Genomic DNA, 17,942 nt, shown 5'->3' on the forward strand with positions numbered 1-17,942 from the left:
GTGAAATTCAATTTATTTATTTTTAAATTCGATTTCCACCACACCACGTTTGGAGCTATTGATACTTAAAGTTTTGCTACTTAGGTAACGGAAACTTGAGTCCTTTTTATACATCAACTCTTCTGCAAACATAGATTCTTTTCCAGGATAAGTCAGTTCCCATTCCGATCCATTCATCTCTGTTTTGCGATCATTGATTTGTTTGACCGAAGTGTATTCCATCAAATCGTTTTTGAAATTGATGGCATCTTCTAAAGCCAGACCTTTGAATTTTAAAATCACTGTGTTTTGTTCTGTGAGTTTGAACCATTCATCTTTGATTTGTTTTCCCACTTTGCCAGACACTAAATTGGCCCAGTCTTTGACCGCTTGTTCTCTCGAAACTTCTTGGGTAATGTCAGCACCACGTCCTTCTAAACTTCCTGATCCAAAAATTTTACCGTCTCCCCATAACTGGATGATACGATACGGACCAGTTGCTGCAGAACTGAGGAAATCTGTTTTTTTGCCACCAGGTAATACGACTGGTTTTTGGTCTGTTGTTGTGACTTTTGCTACAATCAATACTTCTGCACCAGAATCTTGTGCAAGAGTGAGAAGAGGACTTCCTTCTTCCACAGAAGTGAGATCAAGTTTAGCAAGGCTTGGATTTTTTTTGAGTAGGGCAGTGAGTTGGGAACTATCCACAACTTTGTTGCCTTTGGTGCGGAGTTTTTCAATGAGTTCCGCCTCTGCAATGTTTGTTGCCGATCCAATCGGATAGGATTTTCCATTCACAACTGTTTGCACAAGAACTGCAATTCGGGGATTTCCCACATCATCCAAAAGGGCGTCCACTGCTGTGGAAAGTTTTGTTGCTTCCACTTCACAGCGAACATTCAATCGGATCATGTCTTGTGTGTCGAGTTTCCATTGTTCTTCACTGATGATGTCATATTTTTTGACAAAACTATCGGTTTTTCCGTAGAGTTTGGAACCAAGGGATTGTCCGTCAGAGACTCCAGATTTTTCTGTGATTTGTTCTCCCACGAGTTTACGAATGGCATTGAGTTTGGCGTCTTTTAGCGCCTTATTGCGGGCAAGGGCCAAATCCCCTTGGTAAATGGGGGCCTCTCCCATGGCAGTGACCACATTGTCTGGAAGAGACGGATTTTTTTGCGCGGAATTGGAACCAGCACATGCCAAGATGGTGAGGACTAGAATCCCAGTAAAGGGAGCAATTCGAAGTCTATGAAGCATGAAGGACATTTCTCCTTGAAGATTTGCTATATTATAGAAACATATACTTACATGACCAATTACTTTTTTCGGTTTTCTCTCGCGTTTCTTGTGCTTGCTTGCCAAGGAAACACGGTTCCGCAATTCCGTGTTCACCCAGCTGATTCCAAAGTTCGTTTGTCTCAGGACATTTTTTACGAAAAAATCCTTCCTACGATGGCAGGAAAAAAAGTGATGCTTGCGACCAATCCTTCTGGAATTGGAACGAATCCAAAAAAAATCATATCTTCCTTTGAGAAACACAATATTACATTAGAACATTTGATTGGGCTGGAACATGGGTTTTTAGGTCTAGAAGAAGAGTTTAGCCAAACTCCAGTCACAATGGATTCTACCTTCAATCGCCCTTTGTATCATATTTACCGCATCAAAGATTCTGAATTAAGGGATTTGGTAAGGGAAGTTGATTATGTTTTATTTGATGTACAAGACGTGGGCATGCGTTGTTACACATACTTAAGTGTTCTCAAACGATTGATGGACGCTTTAAAAAATACAAAAACAAAAATCATCGTTTTAGATCATATCCATGTGGCGATGCACCTTCCTCCCATGGGTGAAAAGATGAGTCCAAGGCATTTGAATTTTGCCGGAGAATTTCCATCCCTTCTCATCACAGGGATGACAACTGGGGAAGCTGCTATATTTTATAATAAAGAATATTTAAAAGAATCCGTGGATTTGAATGTGATTCCAGTAGAAGGTTACAAACGGAATATGTATTTTGAAGATACTGGAATTCCATGGACAACTCCTTCACCTAACTTACCCATGGTGGATTCGGCACGAAATTATTTGTCTCTTGTACTTCTCGAAGGTGTGAATGTATCTGTGGGTCGTGGGACACAAGCACCGTTTGTTTATTTTGGTGCGCCTTGGATGACAAATCCAGAAGAACTTGCGACAAAACTCAGTTCCCTTGGAAATAAATCTTATTATTTTTCCACTGTTTATTTCAAACCAACCTTTGGTCCACACAAAGGAAAAATTTGTTCAGGACTTCGGATGAATTTAGTTCGACCAGACTATGATCCAATGCTTCTCGCATATGAACTCATTCGATTATTAAAAGAAACGTATCCAAATGATTTTAAATGGAGTAAAGGTTCCACCAACCATTGGGTAGACCAATTATGGGGAAATGATCATTTCCGAACTTCCATAAGTGAAGGAAAAACCTATTCTGAATTTCATAACACCTATCTTGGTGAGGAAGAAAAAGAAAAAAAGCGAATCAAGCCATACTTATTATACTAAGGAAAACAATATGAAATATTTTTTGCTCATCTTCACGCTGTTTGGTTTCGGTTTGGTTGGCCTCCATCCTTCTGAAACCAAACTGAAAACCATTCCCAAACAAAAAACGGCCAAAGTACTCAAGTCAGTTGCCTATGCAACCATTCGTTCCACAGTGATGGCACAATACTCAAAGTTTGAAGAGAAAGAAACAAATTTCCAATCTTGTTCGGATGAGTTTCCGAGTATGCCAGGTGATTTCCCATGTAATTTTTTAGATGTAACGGGTGCGACAATCCAAGTGGATACTTCCTCTCAATCAAATGATGGAGAATTTGCAGAAGGAAGAGATCCTGAAGATATGAATCCTAGTGGGAAAATTCGAATCAAAGTTTCCAAAGAAAAATCACGTAACTTAAATGGGAGTGTATTTTTGATAGGGGAAGGTGATTCAAAATTATCTTTATTTTTCCAACCGAAAGGGCAAATCTCTCATTATTTATACCAAAATACCATCGTCATTTTTGTTTGGAATATGAAAGCTGAGATACCACAACTCTCTCACTTGTATTTTGTAAAAGTGAATAAAGATTTTTTTCCAGAAGAAGTGAAGGAATTTACGTTTTAATTCATGCCAAGTTTCCAAGGTTATGTGAGAAAGATGTCCCACAGGGGAACGGCTCCCGTTTCTTATTTTTGGGAATATGCCTCGTACACAGAAGACAAAAAACAAAAAGAGATTTCAGTTACAGAACATACATCTGAAATTCCTGTAGAAACTTTCCTTGGAAAAAAAATTACCCTTTCCACAACCGATGAAATTCGTTGTATCCATTGTGGCAAAAAAACAAAAAAGTCGTTTAATCAAGGTTATTGTTTTACATGTTTTTCCAGTTTAGCAGAAACTGATTTGTGTATCTTACGTCCCGAAACCTGTCATCATCACAAAGGAACTTGTCGAGACTCAGGTTGGGGGAATATAAATTGTTTTAAAAAACATGTGGTGTATTTTGCTAACTCGAGTGGTTTAAAAGTAGGGATCACAAAAGAAAATCCCATCACCAATCGGTGGGTAGACCAAGGTGCTCGGTTTGGTATTCCGATTCTCGAAGTGGATTCGAGAAGGGATGCTGGCATTTTAGAACATTTCCTCAGCCAATTTTTACCAGACAAAACCTCTTGGCAAAAAATGGTTTCAGGTGATCCAAACGAAATGGATCTAAAAAGAGAAGCAGAAAAATTTTTAAACCATTTGGAGAAAAATGAATTTTTTTCACCAATGGATACCAAACAGAAGTTAGTTTGGAGGAGACTTTCTACAACAAAGGTAGAAGAGATCCAATATCCCATTCTGTCCTATCCTTCCAAAATCAAATCATTAAAACTCACAAAGGAAACACCTGTTGTAGGCACACTTGTGGGAATCAAAGGGCAATATCTTTTATTGGAAGAAGGTGTGATCAATATTCGAAGTTTAGGTGGGCTTTGGATTGACTTCTCCGCCTAAACTCATTCCGTTAAAAGGCAACTTCACCACTCGGGTTTACTTTGAGTGTGAGGATTTTTTGTTAGCCGACAAACCAGAAGGGATTCCTGTTCATGAAACAAAAGATCCCAATCGAATGGACTTCACTCGTTTGTTGGCAAACCATTTACAAATTCCAGAACTTCGTACAATCAATCGGCTTGATTTAGGAACGAGTGGGATTGTGTTTCTTGGAAAAAATAAAACCAAAAATTTAGAATTAGATCAGATACTCAAAGAAGCAGAAAAAACCTATCTTTTTCTTTGTGAAGGCATTCCGGATTGGGAAAAACACCGAATGGAATGTTTCCTAAAAGATGGAAACAAACAAGTCTCCATTGTGCGCAGTGGTGGCAAAAAAGCGATTACTGAATTCACTATTCTCGAGACTAATCCAAAAGAAAAAATTTCCTTTGGATTAGCAAAAATTCTGACAGGAAGACGGCACCAAATTCGCGTTATGCTTTCTTCTCTAGGTTTTCCCATCCTTGGGGACAAGGTGTATGGAAAAAAAGAATCATCTGAAAAACGTATGTATCTCCATGCATTTCGATTTTCCTTTACTGACCTAGAAGGCCAAAAACATATGGTAGAAACAGAACTTCCCATTGCATTTTCGAAACGAATGCCAACTGTAACAAATTTCAATTTTCGAGAAACAGAAAGAATATGAAAAAATCGGAAACCTTTTCTCGTTTTTTAAAAGAACAAAAACTGTATCAGAAACTCACATCTACTTCTAAATTGATTTCCATCAGTTTTCTTGTGATTTACTTATATCTACTCTTTAGCTCACGTTATACGGCAAGTCCCCTGATTGTTGTGATCAATTATCTTGCTATATTTACTGGTTTTTCTGGACTCATTCGTTTTAAATACTTTGAAATTCCTTCGGTTTTACTCAGTGTTTTGGACTTTGGAAAAGATTCGCCCTTTTTTGAACTAAGCGAAGAGGAAAAACAATATGTCTGGAGAAAAGCTGGTAGGGAAGAGGATCTTCCCTTGGATGCAAAACCAGAATGGATCATCCAAACTTTACAACTAGAAGACAGGTTCCCTTGGAAACGGATCGGAAAACTGTATTTAGGATTTTATACCATGGTCATCCTAATTTCGGTATACCTTCTCACTTCTGTATATTTAGAAACAGGATTTCAAAACTAAGAGAACATTTTTCCTTGTCCTAGCGCTTCCTTCCAAAAAACCTATCAATATGGCTTTGAATTGTGGTATTGTAGGTCTCCCAAACGTCGGTAAGTCGACTATTTTTAATGCACTCACGAAGGCAGGCGCTCAGGCTGCGAATTATCCATTTTGTACGATTGAACCCAATACAGGGGTTGTGGAAGTTCCAGACGAAAGGTTAAGCCGTCTTGCTGACATCTACAAACCAAAACGAACTGTCCCTACCATGATTGAGTTTGTGGACATTGCAGGTCTTGTCAAAGGGGCAAGCCAAGGGGAAGGTTTAGGAAACCAGTTTTTATCTCATATCCGAGAAGTGGATGCCATTTGTCATGTTGTACGTGCCTTCCAAGATGAAAACATAACGCATGTTCATGGGAAAGTAGATCCAATTGAAGATATCACAGTGATCAATTATGAATTGATACTAGCGGATTTAGACAGTTTAGAGAAACAACAACAAAGGGTTTCAAAAACAGCAAAAACAGGAAACAAAGAAGCTGCTGAAATTTTATCAGTGATGGATAAAATCTTAGAAGCCTTAAAAAAAGGAAACCGTGCTTCCACTGTGGAGCTTTCCGAAGAAGAAGTTAAAATTGCCAAAAAGTTCAATTTAATTACCATTAAACCTGTGTTATACGTTGCAAATATTTTAGATTCTGATGTGAAGTCAACGGAAAATCCACTGGTAAAGTCGATCACTGATTTTGCCAAAAAAGAATCTGCTCCTGTTGTTGTTTTATGTGGTCGGTTTGAAGAAGAAATTTCTGGTTTAGAAAAAGAAGACCAATTGGCATTTTTAGAAGAGATCGGAGAAAAAGAGTCGGGTCTTTCCAGGATGATTCGTGCTTCTTACCAACTCCTCGGTCTCATTACTTTTTTTACAGCAGGTGTGGAAGAGGTGAGAGCTTGGACGACCAAACAAGGAAGTTCTGGGCCAGTTGCGGCGAGTGTCATTCACTCGGATTTTGAAAAAGGTTACATTCGTGCAGAAGTGATGCGATACGAAGACCTGGACCGAACAGGAGACCAAGCCAAGGTCAAAGAAGAAGGAAAACTCCGTGTGGAAGGAAAAGAATACATCGTACAAGATGGAGATGTCATTTACTTCCGAGTGAACGCTTAAAAAAAATCCCGACGAAAACGTCGGGATGTCTGTAAGTGAACTAGTTTGGAAAAAGAAAGTAGGTCCTACAGGTAGGGCCACTTCTTCAATTTATCAATTGCAAACTATTCCTTATTTATTGCATGTTTCTCTAAAAAAAATTACATTTGTAACATAAAATGGTAACGGCCAATTTCTTTGCCTGCTTCAAAGATGGCAAGCTCAGGACTCGAGTCCAAGGTGATCGGCGAATCAAACATGGACTGGTTTCCCAATTTCTGTAAGGTCTCCACCGGGGTCCCATCTAAAAACAATTTCGCAGAGAGTTTCTCTGCATTGGATGCTTCTACCGATAAAAACACTTGGTTTTTTTCAGGATTGGGTTGGAAAACAAAATCAAAATCTCGTCCGGCCACTTGTCGATGCACACGGAATGCGCCCCCATTGCCTTGGCCTCGTAGTGCCATCTGGGAGGTATGTAGTGTGGTATTCTCCCAATCACTCATTAACACTTTTAGCGAATCTTGGATGAATTGAAGATAAATACGGATTTTTGTATCAGGACTAGGAACCACAGATTCTAAGATCTTTTGGAGAGTCAGTTGATCCACATCTTCTCCTTGGGACATGAGATAGAGGGCTTCTTTGAGTTTCAGTTGGTTCATAAATGGATTTGGATCTTTTGTCTCCATATATCAATTACCCTCCGTTAAGGCTTTATTTCCTTTGTTTGTAATTTTTTTATCTTTTCTTTGGCTCGATTGGCGCGCGCTAGTACTGTTCCTATAGGAACTTCTAAAATTTCTGCAATTTCTTTGAATTTATAACCTTTCAAACGGAGAATGAGTATTTCTTTATGAGGTTCATCTAGAGCATCAATGAGGTCGTAAAACTCTTGTTTTTCTTCCCATTCAAAGTAAACATCTTCTTGGTTTTGTCTTTCATCTAAGATATCGATACTCAGATCGAGAGAGATCCCTTCTCGGAATTCGGTGCGACGAATGCTTCGAGTGTGTGACATGCTGATGTTTTTAGCAATTTCGTTTAGATAAATGATGAATGCAGGTAAACTTTCCCCTTTAAACTTTCGTAACAATTGGTAATCGTTTTCAGTAAGTTTGAGGTAAACCAGTTGCGAAGTGTCTACAACTTCTTCTCTCGGTACATAGTGTGCACAAGTTCCGATGATGAGGCGATGGAATTTTTGAATGAGTTTTTGCCAGGCTTCTCTTTTTCCGAGCAGGCAATTATCGATTAAACTTCGAATCTCATCACTCATAGTTCTTTCTGTGATTCGACGGAATTTTTGCAAGAGATCATTACATTTTCTAATCTTATTTGAAAATGATGGGATTGGAATAAAGTTAGGTGTATGTAGTGAAACCTCGGTTTGTTGGCAGTATTGGCAAGGATTTGTTCCTCTGTAACAAAGCGGCCATAATCATAAAAAAATCCAAAAAAACCGAATATTCGAATTTTCTTTTGATCTACTGGCATTTGTTCTAAACAGTTTTGTAAATTGTTCAGTTGTGTAATTTGTGAGTCAGAAAAAACGGGAGACTCTTTCCAATGGGAAAGCACTTTCAAATAAAAAGATTTTGATTTTTCATTCTCTGATTTTAAGTCTTTGAGATTCCAGGGATTTTGATTCGAATAATAAAACAATTGATAGGTGGATTTTTGATGAGCTTTGATATCTTGTAATAAACGAAGTAATAAGGATTTTCGTTTGGATTCAGGCATATCGGAATACAAAATTCGATTGATGGACAAAGAATATTCTCTTTCTTTTCCAAAAAACAAAACCTCATGTGGTTTGTAAAAATTAGAAATTAGGTAAACAGTTTTTTTCCATTCTTGTAAGATCTCTCGAACAAGTGAAATCAATTCAACATTGGTAATTTCAGAGGTGAGTATTTCCAATTTGGGAAACATGATTAAATCAAAAATTCGTTTTTTGGTTTCCTTCTCGATACTAGTGAGATCCTCTTTTTTTGCATCTTGGCAATGTTTCAATTGGAGTAGGGCATCATAAAAAGAAACTATTTTTAAGATTTCTGTTAGGTCGCCAATTTCTTTCGATTTGCAGTTTTGTAAAAAATACGCAAATTCATCTTCTTCTTTGGTTTCTACTTCCCGTAAAATGGGAAACGATTCCTTTTGGTAGACTTCGGATCGTAAGGAGGGATGTGTTTGGTATTCTTTCCAAATGGTTTCAAACGAAGCTTCCTTTCCAAACCATTGGGCAAACAGAGGTGGGTTGATTTGGAAAAAAATCAAAAATATGAAACAAATTCGTTTCAAAAACCACTCCTTGTTTTGAATTCATAAAACATTTTTTCTTCAGAGGAATCTTCTGATAAAATAGATTCTAAAATTTCTCGTTTGTGAGATTCGTCAAGTAATGCATGTTTGGTTTCCAAAAACAAAATTGCCTGTTTTTTGAATTCTTTATGAGATAAATTTTGAATTTTTTGAAATAAAGGGTCTTTTGTTCGGAAATTCTCTTTGGTTTCTTTGGGTAATGATGATTTGGTTTTTTCCTTTTGGACTAGTTTTTTTTCCAATCTTTCTTCCATTGTTTTCGTTGTATCGATCTCTTGTTTTTCGTTGGATGACTTGGATAAAAATAGAAAAAACAAAATGGAAAGAATTCCAAAGACAAGACTTAGGATTCGTTTGGAATTTCCGATTTTGGAAGTAGTTGAAAACTGAACTAAACTAATGGCTGTGATGATTTCTCGGCCAGATCCTTTTAGAAGTTGGTTTCTGATTTTGTTTAAACTTTTTTCTGCATTTTTTGAATCTAAAAAATGTTTCCAAAACGAGATTCCGATTTCTTTGGCAAGATTGGTTTCCACTGGGTATAAAAAACCAATCACTTCTTTGGCACCTGCTTTTAAAAAACTAGTGGTGAGACCCGATTGGTTTTTTGAATCAAAGGAAGAATAACAACTATTAAAAAATACCAAATCCAAATGGGAAAAGGATCGTGAAGAGATTTCATTCATCGATAAAAATTGTTCATTAAACAAAGGAATTCCGTTTTTTTCTGTATGGCCTGCATAATGTAAATATTTTACGGAATTCATTTCTTCGATAAATCGAATCTTAGTTAGGTGGTTTTGTTTTAAGATTCGTAAAGGAAGTTTTTTTTCTAAAATGGGATATAAGGTAGCACATTCTTCATTCACTGTATGTTCCAAGTTTGACTTCACTGGATTACAAATGATAAGAGCGACATTTGACTTTTTTATCATTTCCTTTTCATTGGTTTGAATCCGTATACCACGTTTGAAATTAGGATCTTGGAATAAATAACCTTGTTTGGTCTTCAGGACTTCCCATGGGATCGGTGAAAATTCTGGATCCACCAAAATTTGAATTTTGCCTACAAAACCTGGAGTGCGCCAGATCGGTGTGGTTTTTCCAAATACAATTTGTTCTAAGTTGTCTGACTTTTTATCCAGTTTCTCCCAAAACTCTTCCTTTTTAGGATTTTGAGCCAGGATTCGTTCTACAAAAATTGACCAATCCTTCTGGAATTCAATGAGAAGATTACCCGAGAAGGAAGTTGTTTTTTCAACGGTTCCCAATTGATTTTGTTTTTCTTCCCAAAAACATTCACCATCGGATATCCCTTGATCTGAATACTTAGATAAGATTCGAATTTTCATAAAGCCATCATTGGAGTTTTTGAATTAAATCCTGTGTTTCTTTTATGAGTATTTCCAACTCTTCTAATGTAGTAAAACTCCCCGTGGAAATTCGAATGGCTCGTAAAGCTTCTTCTTCCGAATAACCCATGTATAGTAAAGATTTAGACGCTTCTCTTGCTCTTGATTTGCAAGAACTTCCTGTGGAAACAATGATTCCCTTTTCTTCGAGTCCCAATAAAAAGAAGTCTACGGTTTGAATTGGCAAAATAAAAAAACTCGTATTGGGAAGCCTGTTTTCGTTTTTGGCAATGATTTCACAACCAAACGACTCTAATGCGACTTCTAGTTTGGATTGGAATCCCTTGAGGCGACTTATCTTTTCTTCGAGTGAGAGTAGTTGCAGTTCTGTTACTTTTTGTAAACAGGAGATGGCATAACTATTTTCTGTGCCAGCGCGATGTTCATTTTCCTGATTTCCACCACCAAACAAACGAAACTTCGGATTGGCTTCTGGCAAATAAGTTACCGCAGCCCCCATTCCAGCACCAATTTTATGACCAGAAAAACTATACCCATCAAAGAATGAGAAGGGGATGGGAATTTTACAAAATGCTTGCATGAGATCACTATAAAAAACTGTCCCATATCGTTTGGTCAGTTTGTGAATTTCTTCCGCTGGTTGGATCACACCCGTTTCATTTCCTGCATACAAACAAATCACTGGCCTTGGTTCTCTTTGCAGTAAAAAATCTAGATGTTTGAGGTTGATTGTTCCTGTTTTATTGGTTTGGATGAGCTCAATTGAAAATCCATACACATCCAAGGCAGCATACATACTTGAATGTTCAAAAGGAGATACAATGACTGAAGTTAGGTTTGGATACAAAACTCTTAGGCTTTGGACAAGTAAGTGGTTTGCTTCTGTACCTGTAGAAGAAAATACAAATTGTTTTTCGATTCCACCAGTGATTTTACTTAAATACTTTCGTGTTTGTTCAATTTTACCTTGGTTTTTTAGAGAGTAACGAGTGATTCCAGATGGATTATAAAAATTTTGTAAGTAATCCTCCAAACTCGATTCTAAAATCTCTGGGTAAGGAGGATGAGTTGCATTATAATCAAAATACTTTATATCATTCGTTAAATGGGATTTCATCTGCTTCTTCGTAACGTCCGAGCTTACGTAGAACGGATCGGTTTAGATTATGATATGCTTTCAGTATATCGTCTTTCTTCCCACCTACACTTCGTTCGTCGATATTCCGAAGTTTTGATTTTAAAGAGTCCAAGATCACTAAACTTTTACTGTTTTCTTTTAGTTTGTGGTAACTATCTGCTTGTTTTAATTTTGCTTCAAATTCATGTACTAAAAGTGCTGGTAAATTGATGTCTTCCAATTCGGAAGCAAGTTGGATATTAGATGCTTCTTTGAATTCGGTAGTGGCTTTTTGGTAATAGGAATTGTCTTCCTTTCCCAATTGGTAATACAGTTCTGCCCTTCGAAATTTAAATTTTAAATACTCCTTTTCATCGGAACCAACAAAGTACAAAATTCTTTCGTATATATCATCCATCTCTCTTGGGGAAAAATTTTTCATACCAGTGAGTAGGATTTGCCTGAGTAAAGACTCTAAATAATCGTTTGCCGATACTTCGCTAAAATCACTTCGTTTGATGCTAGATAAAACCACACTTCGTTTTTGAACAGCACTGAGACCACTCGGAACTTTTTGTAGATCCGTTAACTTTTGTAAAACGTAGGATTCGGTCTCCAACATATGAGTTTTGTAAGCAAGTAAGATCTCACTGGGTCGACAACTGGCCCATGCAACGGATTCTATTTTTTTCGGAGCAATGAGTTCTGGCCCAGAAAATCGTAACGCTCGTTTGTAGTAGTCAAGCGCGGTTAAAACTGCTTCGATGTGAGAGTTCCAATAGTCTTTTGGATTTGGTCCAAGTAACAACTCTCCTTGCGGCGCCATCCTTTGGAAGAGAGGGGATCCCCATTCACTGGCTTTTTCTCTCCAAGTGAGTTCTAAAAAATGGTCTTCCACATGTTCTTTACTGCGGAAGTACAAACAGGACTTTTCCATCAGAGCGAGGTCTAAAGGTAAAATGGTTCCTTTGGTATTTTCATCGGATGTGAAGAACTGACTTATGTTTTGGAGGAAATTGGTTCCACCTTCTTTTCGGCCATCGAGGATGGCATCTCCCTTTGCGATGAGTCCATGTGCGATCCTAGGATTCGGATAACCAAAAAACGAATTGTAGGTTAGGGTGATTTTGGCAAGGATAGTGTCCCTGTTTCTCAGAATCCATGGGAAAGTGATTGCCCACACGATGAGAACAGCCAGAATGTATTTTAAATTTTCTCGGAAGATTTGGTTCAAGGATTGTCCCTGTACCCGATCTTTGCCGGAATCTACTGATGTTTCAAGCAATTAAAACTCTAAACTACCCATTCCTCTTTGTTTTCTTTTGTTTTCTTACCGTTTTGCCAAACCAGGCAGATCCTAAACCAAAACAGAAAGATTGTTCCCTTCTTGAACCAGGTGTGCCAAGTGAGTTTCTTTTGTCTCGGGGCATCCAGGAACAAATCACCGCTTACAAAGCAAATCACACCCAAAAATTGGCGGAGGCAAAACAATCCTTCGAAACTTCGATTTCCCTTTTAGACAAATATCATGAATGCCAAAAAGAGAAAGGGAAGGGTCCGAGTGCTCAATCAGCAGAACTTCAGGCCCAAAATTATTTAGAGATCGGAAATACAGCAAAGGCTTGGGAATGGTCGGAGATTGCCAAACGGGAAGGCAAGGAACTAACCAAGGAAATTGTGGTGTTGCAAATGAGAATTCGTTTGCGGGAACAAAACTTGGTGCAAGCAACCGAAGTTTTGGAAAAGGATTTGGTTCATTTTCCAAACGATCCTGATTTTTTATACCTACTGGGAAATTTGTATTTTGAAAGGAAGATGTGGAACCAGTCAGTTTTGTATTACACTGCACTTTCCTTTGTCATCGAAAGAAGGGACAATTATTCCAAATACAAATTCAACACGGAAAAAGCTCTTGGTGATCTCAATTACAAACTAGATTATCCAAAAATCGCCATCAAACATTTTAGTGAGTACAACAAAGCGTATCGGAATGATATGGAAGTTTTGTTTCGTTTAGCACAAATTTACTTTGTGTTAGGTGACTTTAAAATGTCCAAATTTTATCTAGAACAAATTCGGGAACGAAATGTTAGAGACATCGATGCTTCTCATATGTTGGCCGAAATCTATTTTTTAGATGCCCGTGATGTTTCGTCCCAATTTTTTACCACTCTGAGAGAAGAGAAAAAAATTCCAAAAGAAGGACTCATCACACTTCTCAACCAATTGGTGGTTGGATCTACATTTGGTTTGGAAGAAAAACTAAAAAACTTTATCAAAACAAATCCGGCACGTCTCACTCCAAGGGTTGCTCTTTTGGAATTAGCAGACAAAAATGGTGACCCCAGTTACCATCAAATCAATGCAGAAACAGCGCAGTATGCCTATGAATATCGTCAGTATACATTGGCACTGAAGATTCTTACCAAAGGGTATCAAAAATTAGAACCAACGGATGAGAACCTTAACCTTCGCGTTGTTTATCTAGAAAAAATATCTGCCTGCCAAGAAATGCTTGGGTATTGGAACCACTCCATACTTTCCATCAAACAAGCGATTGCCCTTTCAAACGATTTGGATCAAAAATTTAAAATGCGATTTCGATTGGCGTATCTGTACTTACAAGGCAATCTAAAAAAGGAACAAACTTCTGTAGATATTTTATCGAATACAATCGCCGAAAATCCCAATCCAACACATTATTATTTGCGTGGATTGTCCTACTTTCAATTGGGTAAGTACAAAGAAAGTGTGAAGGATTATTCCGAAGCCATCCAAATCGATCCGAAGAATGCAAATTTTTATTTTTATCGAGCAAGTGCGTATGACAAATTAAAACAATTTGAAGAAACGGAATCAGACTTAAAAAAAACCATTTCACTCAATCCCAACGCATCAAACGCTATGAATTATTTAGGGTATTTATATGCAGAAAAAGATAAATATCCAGAAGAAGCAAATTCTCTATTAAACAAAGCGATTTCGTTAGAACCAGATAACCCTGCTTACCAAGATAGTTTGGGATGGGTGTATTATAGAAAAAAAGAATTTAATTTGGCTTTATTACATTTAAATTTTGCCGCATCACTCGCTCTAGAAAGAGGATTTGAAGATCCAGTGATTTATGAACATTTGGGAGATGTTTATTTGGCTAAAAAAGATCCCGTAAATGCTGTCCAATTTTATAAACTTTCACTCGCAAAAGACAAACAAGCGTCTAACAAAGAGTTGGCTTCCAAAATCAAACGAGTGGAAAAGGAAATTTCGCAATGATGATTCGTATTTTATTTATATTTTTAACTGTTACTTTTCTTTCTTGTGTATCCGCAGAAGTGGAAGATCCTAATTTTTTAGGAAAGGCTGAGGGAAAGTATTTACCTTCTAAAGATACTTCGTCTCAGGCATTTTTAAACCAAGTCCTAGAGAAAAATCCAAATTTTCCGAGTTTTAGATCTGATTTTTCCATGCAGATCCAAACCTTTGTTCCCAAAAAAGAAAACGTAAACTTGGATGGGAAGGTGTATTTTGCAAAGGACACCAAACAAATCAAAATCCAATTGATGGACAGTTTTTTTGGAATGGTGTTTTCTGAACTCATTGCAAATGCAGACCAAATCCAAATCAAACCAACAAGCACAAAAGAGATCCAAACCTTACCTATGGGAGATATTCTCATCCAAGATCCAGGTACAGGAAAAAAATACTCAATTCCCTTCCCTGTGATTTATTCCTATTTAACGGGAAATTATATAAACGAAATCCAAAACCAAAAAGCAAGATTCAATACAAGTGACGGCCGTGTGTATTTGACCAAACAAGATGGTGAGTATGAGTATTTTTTTCGGGAAGGGAGTTTGGATCGTTTGGAATTGACCAGTGGAAAACGTGGCCTAAGAGCCATTGCCCTTGTCAAAACCAATGGAACTCAGGTTCATCCACCAAAAGAAATTACGACGAAAGTGGTGAGTCTTGATACGGAAAAAGAAAATGTTCTCATCCAAATCAAATTAAAAAAATCTCAAATCACAGAAGTATCCCCACAAGTATTTCGATTTTAAACGATGAAATATCGTTTCCTACTATTGTTTGTTCTATTTTCGAGTTTTCTCTCAGCGTTTGATTTACCCGAATCACCAGAAGAAACATTAGAACTGCCAAAACCTTTTTTATACCAGTTTCGCACAGAAACAGGCGAATCCATCAAAATGCCCAATTCCACAAAGCTTTGGTTTGGTGGAGATGTGATGTTCAATTGGGGTGTGCGGGATGCCATGCGTTCGGAAGATGTCTTTTTTCCGTTCCGAAGTTTTTTCCATTTCCTTCACCAATTTGATTTTCGATTTATCAATTTAGAAACACCTATTTTACACAAAACTCCGGCGGCAGACCAACGTAAATCGTATGTGTTTTATGGAGAAAGAAGGGATCTTACTGTTTTGCGTTCCCTCGGCATTGATGGAGTTTTCCTTGGAAACAACCATACCATGGACTTTGGTGAAAATGGACTTTTTGAAACCTTAGATCTGTTAGATGAATTTAAAATATCCCATACGGGTGCAGGGAAAAATACAGACCATGCTTTGGTACCCATCCTTGTTAAAAAAGGAAATACGGAATTTCGATTGTTTTCCTTTTCTGATACAGGAGAAACTCGTCTTTTTTCGGGAACCAATTCCCCTGGTGCCGCTTATTTCCGTGTGGCCACTGCAGAAAAGGTTATCAAAAAAACAAAACCCGGGCAAGTGAACCTTTTATCCGTTCATTGGGGAGTGGAATACAATCCCACACCCATGGACACCGAACGAAACGCTGCCAAATATTTAATTAACGCTGGTTATAAGGTGATCATTGGTCACCATCCCCATGTCCCACAAGGAATCGAGGTATTTCCCAAAGGGATTGTGGTGTATTCTCTAGGAAACTTTTTCTTTGGATCGAAAAACCAATACTTAAAACACAATATCTCAGTAGTCACTCATTTTGATGGCGATAAACTTTTGTTTGTCGAAGTGATACCCGTGTTTGGAAAACACCAGGCCCTTCCTGGGGATCATTATTTTTTTCCACTGGGTCCAAAAGAAGCAGAATCTTTTTTAAAAGAATATGCCATCCTTTGTAAACAACTGGGGACAGATCTTGTGATCTCTGGGGGAAGGGGTTATGTTTTCTTTGAGAAAGAACTAAAAGCCAAACTAAAACCGTAGTGGAACCAACTGCAGACAAGACCCACCGCAAAAAAGGGAAAACTGAGTTCGAGTAAATTGGTGCGGATAATCGAGAAGATCTGAAGGAAAAAACCTGTAAAAAATAGAAGAGCCGCACTTCTGAGTATCCAACCTTTTTCGTATAACCAAAAATATACGGATACAATCGCCACATAGGAAAACAAACAAAACCATTTGAGTTGGGATGTAGGTTTTAAATACTCAAGAGACGGGGTCATTTCTTCGGCAGTTTTTGCATCTAAGATATTGAGGATGAGAATATTTTCGATGAGGTCAGCAAAGCCCGCAATCACCAGAAGGAGAATCATTCCCATAAAGATTTTTAAGAAAATCGGACGCACTTTCCGGCCCGCATAATGCCCTGTATACGTCAAAAATGCCAAATAACAAAAGATAAAGCCAAAATCAAAATAGTGAACCCTGCGGTATTCCGTTGAGAGGTGGAAAAAATCAATGGTGTCAGGGATCCCGATGAGGTCCTGAACTTGTTTCGGAGTTTCTGCCATCTCGAGGCCAAGGAGTGTGGATTCAAAACCAGAATGATTGTCAAGAGCGGGTTCTTTGGGGGTGATGTGGTTTAAAAAACCAGCATAAAGTGCTAAAAAGAGGCCAAGGCCAAGACCCCAAACTTCTGGAAAATTTGATTTTTCACCCATAAATGTCTGAAAATCCATGGAATGCGAAGGGTTTCAAGGCTCCAAGAAGAAATTCCATTGACCCAAGGCCCCATAACCAAAACCCTAGTGGAAACTAACAAATTCTTCTACCTACAAGTGTTTCTATGTAGGTATACCCATAGGAGAAATATGAGAAACTACGAAATCACGAATATTCTTCGTGAAGGGAATGTAGAAGAGACGAAGTCTGCCGTTAAGGAACTTCTCTCCAAATACAACTTCACGATCCAAGGCGAAGAGGATTGGGGTTCTAAAAGACTCTGGCATCCCGTCGGACAAGACGAACAAGGTCACTTCACACTTATCAAGTGTTCCGGATCTCCCACTGAAGTCGCTAAGATTGAACATGAGTTTAAACTCAATGCGAACATCTTAAAAACCCTCGTAATTAGGGCAAATGGCTAACGATCTAAACAAAGTACTACTCATCGGTCGTATGACTCGTGATCCGGAATTTAAATCGGTGAACGGAAGTTCTGTTGTCAATTTTTCAATTGCGAATAACAGAGTTTATGTGACGAACGGCGAAAAAAAAGAGGAAACTCATTATTTCGACTGCGTTGCATGGGGCCGACTTGCTGACATTTTAAAACAATATGCAGGCAAAGGAAAACAAGTAGCGATCGAAGGTAGACTCCAACAACAGTCATGGGAAACTCCTGAAGGCAAAAAAGCCTCTAAAATCCGCGTATATGTCGAGACCGCACAACTATTAGGTGGTCAAGGACAAGGTGGTGGATCGGGAGACCGTTCTGACAGTTCCAATTCTTATGATTCCGGCGTAAGTAGTGGTTATGATGATTATCCAGCCGGTGATGACGACATTCCTTTTTGATAGGTGATGACAATGAGTGAAACGACAAATATTGATGATACAAGAGTAGATTCCCGTGAGA

Annotated in this window: 19 protein-coding genes; 11 read left to right on the top strand and 8 right to left on the bottom strand. The window is 38.1% G+C overall.

Annotation, left to right across the window (positions count from 1 at the left end):
• Nucleotides 1-12: 12 nt before the first annotated feature.
• Nucleotides 13-1,239, bottom strand: coding sequence for a lipoprotein LipL46 (locus EHQ59_RS17270; RefSeq protein WP_135621194.1), 1,227 nt, complete (start codon nucleotides 1,237-1,239; stop codon nucleotides 13-15).
• Between the two features lie 51 nt (nucleotides 1,240-1,290).
• Here EHQ59_RS17270 and EHQ59_RS17275 point away from each other — a divergent pair, with 51 nt between their 5' ends.
• Genes EHQ59_RS17275 through ychF form a run of 6 tightly spaced genes read left to right on the top strand, consistent with a single transcriptional unit; the run spans nucleotide 1,291 to nucleotide 6,350 of the window.
• Complete coding sequence (locus tag EHQ59_RS17275) at nucleotides 1,291-2,535, top strand: exo-beta-N-acetylmuramidase NamZ family protein (RefSeq protein ID WP_135621196.1); 1,245 nt, start codon at nucleotides 1,291-1,293, stop codon at nucleotides 2,533-2,535.
• A 10-nt stretch (nucleotides 2,536-2,545) separates the two neighbouring features.
• Nucleotides 2,546-3,142: an LIC_11883 family protein gene (locus EHQ59_RS17280; RefSeq protein ID WP_135621197.1), complete on the top strand. Its 597-nt coding sequence runs from the start codon at nucleotides 2,546-2,548 to the stop codon at nucleotides 3,140-3,142.
• Nucleotides 3,143-3,145: 3 nt separating this feature from the next.
• Nucleotides 3,146-4,021 (top strand): DUF2797 domain-containing protein, encoded by an 876-nt coding sequence (locus EHQ59_RS17285; RefSeq protein WP_135621199.1) that lies wholly within the window; start codon nucleotides 3,146-3,148, stop codon nucleotides 4,019-4,021.
• Entirely contained in the window at nucleotides 4,005-4,712 is a 708-nt protein-coding gene (locus EHQ59_RS17290) for an RluA family pseudouridine synthase (protein ID WP_135621201.1), read from the top strand. Before EHQ59_RS17285 ends, EHQ59_RS17290 begins: the two co-directional genes overlap by 17 nt.
• Nucleotides 4,709-5,203 carry a hypothetical protein gene (locus EHQ59_RS17295; RefSeq protein ID WP_135621202.1) on the top strand — a complete coding sequence of 165 codons (495 nt, stop codon included), beginning with the start codon at nucleotides 4,709-4,711 and terminating at the stop codon, nucleotides 5,201-5,203. Before EHQ59_RS17290 ends, EHQ59_RS17295 begins: the two co-directional genes overlap by 4 nt.
• Nucleotides 5,204-5,252: 49 nt before the next feature.
• Nucleotides 5,253-6,350 carry a redox-regulated ATPase YchF gene (gene ychF, locus EHQ59_RS17300; protein WP_135621204.1) on the top strand — a complete coding sequence of 366 codons (1,098 nt, stop codon included), beginning with the start codon at nucleotides 5,253-5,255 and terminating at the stop codon, nucleotides 6,348-6,350.
• Nucleotides 6,351-6,490: 140 nt separating this feature from the next.
• On the opposite strand, the gene EHQ59_RS17305 is transcribed toward ychF, so the two are convergent.
• The 6 genes from EHQ59_RS17305 to EHQ59_RS17330 are packed head-to-tail and all read right to left on the bottom strand — an operon-like array spanning nucleotide 6,491 to nucleotide 12,378.
• Nucleotides 6,491-7,021, bottom strand: a complete 531-nt coding sequence (locus tag EHQ59_RS17305; protein WP_135621205.1) for an autophagy protein 5 — start codon at nucleotides 7,019-7,021, stop codon at nucleotides 6,491-6,493.
• 17 nt (nucleotides 7,022-7,038) lie between these two features.
• Complete coding sequence (locus EHQ59_RS17310) at nucleotides 7,039-7,608, bottom strand: RNA polymerase sigma factor (RefSeq protein WP_135621207.1); 570 nt, start codon at nucleotides 7,606-7,608, stop codon at nucleotides 7,039-7,041.
• Nucleotides 7,605-8,633: a hypothetical protein gene (locus tag EHQ59_RS17315; protein WP_135621208.1), complete on the bottom strand. Its 1,029-nt coding sequence runs from the start codon at nucleotides 8,631-8,633 to the stop codon at nucleotides 7,605-7,607. The genes EHQ59_RS17310 and EHQ59_RS17315 overlap by 4 nt, the downstream gene beginning before the upstream one ends.
• Nucleotides 8,630-10,006 (bottom strand): CHAT domain-containing protein, encoded by a 1,377-nt coding sequence (locus tag EHQ59_RS17320; RefSeq protein WP_135621210.1) that lies wholly within the window; start codon nucleotides 10,004-10,006, stop codon nucleotides 8,630-8,632. The genes EHQ59_RS17315 and EHQ59_RS17320 overlap by 4 nt, the downstream gene beginning before the upstream one ends.
• A gap of 7 nt (nucleotides 10,007-10,013) precedes the next feature.
• A complete protein-coding gene (locus EHQ59_RS17325) occupies nucleotides 10,014-11,144 on the bottom strand; it encodes a cysteine desulfurase family protein (RefSeq protein WP_135621211.1) in 1,131 nt (376 codons plus the stop codon).
• A complete protein-coding gene (locus EHQ59_RS17330) occupies nucleotides 11,122-12,378 on the bottom strand; it encodes a hypothetical protein (protein WP_135621213.1) in 1,257 nt (418 codons plus the stop codon). The genes EHQ59_RS17325 and EHQ59_RS17330 overlap by 23 nt, the downstream gene beginning before the upstream one ends.
• A gap of 38 nt (nucleotides 12,379-12,416) precedes the next feature.
• Between EHQ59_RS17330 and EHQ59_RS17335 the strand changes: the two genes are divergently transcribed.
• Genes EHQ59_RS17335 through EHQ59_RS17345 form a run of 3 tightly spaced genes read left to right on the top strand, consistent with a single transcriptional unit; the run spans nucleotide 12,417 to nucleotide 16,348 of the window.
• Entirely contained in the window at nucleotides 12,417-14,417 is a 2,001-nt protein-coding gene (locus tag EHQ59_RS17335; protein WP_135621214.1) for a tetratricopeptide repeat protein, read from the top strand.
• Complete coding sequence (locus EHQ59_RS17340) at nucleotides 14,414-15,202, top strand: hypothetical protein (RefSeq protein WP_135621216.1); 789 nt, start codon at nucleotides 14,414-14,416, stop codon at nucleotides 15,200-15,202. The genes EHQ59_RS17335 and EHQ59_RS17340 overlap by 4 nt, the downstream gene beginning before the upstream one ends.
• A 3-nt stretch (nucleotides 15,203-15,205) precedes the next feature.
• A complete protein-coding gene (locus EHQ59_RS17345; RefSeq protein WP_135621217.1) occupies nucleotides 15,206-16,348 on the top strand; it encodes a CapA family protein in 1,143 nt (380 codons plus the stop codon).
• Here the strand turns inward: EHQ59_RS17345 and EHQ59_RS17350 are convergent.
• Nucleotides 16,303-17,025, bottom strand: coding sequence for a hypothetical protein (locus EHQ59_RS17350; protein WP_135621219.1), 723 nt, complete (start codon nucleotides 17,023-17,025; stop codon nucleotides 16,303-16,305). The two genes, EHQ59_RS17345 and EHQ59_RS17350, sit on opposite strands and share 46 nt — an antisense overlap.
• A 150-nt stretch (nucleotides 17,026-17,175) precedes the next feature.
• On the opposite strand from EHQ59_RS17350, the gene rpsF reads away from it, so the two are divergent.
• Together rpsF and EHQ59_RS17360 are read left to right on the top strand one after the other, a co-directional pair.
• Entirely contained in the window at nucleotides 17,176-17,451 is a 276-nt protein-coding gene (gene rpsF / locus EHQ59_RS17355; protein ID WP_135621221.1) for a 30S ribosomal protein S6, read from the top strand.
• The gene (locus EHQ59_RS17360) at nucleotides 17,444-17,881 is read left to right on the top strand and encodes a single-stranded DNA-binding protein (RefSeq protein WP_015678373.1); all 438 of its coding nucleotides are present in this window, start codon (nucleotides 17,444-17,446) and stop codon (nucleotides 17,879-17,881) included. Before rpsF ends, EHQ59_RS17360 begins: the two co-directional genes overlap by 8 nt.
• Nucleotides 17,882-17,942: the final 61 nt, after the last annotated feature.

This window comes from Leptospira kemamanensis (assembly GCF_004769665.1).
Taxonomy (GTDB): domain Bacteria; phylum Spirochaetota; class Leptospiria; order Leptospirales; family Leptospiraceae; genus Leptospira_A; species Leptospira_A kemamanensis.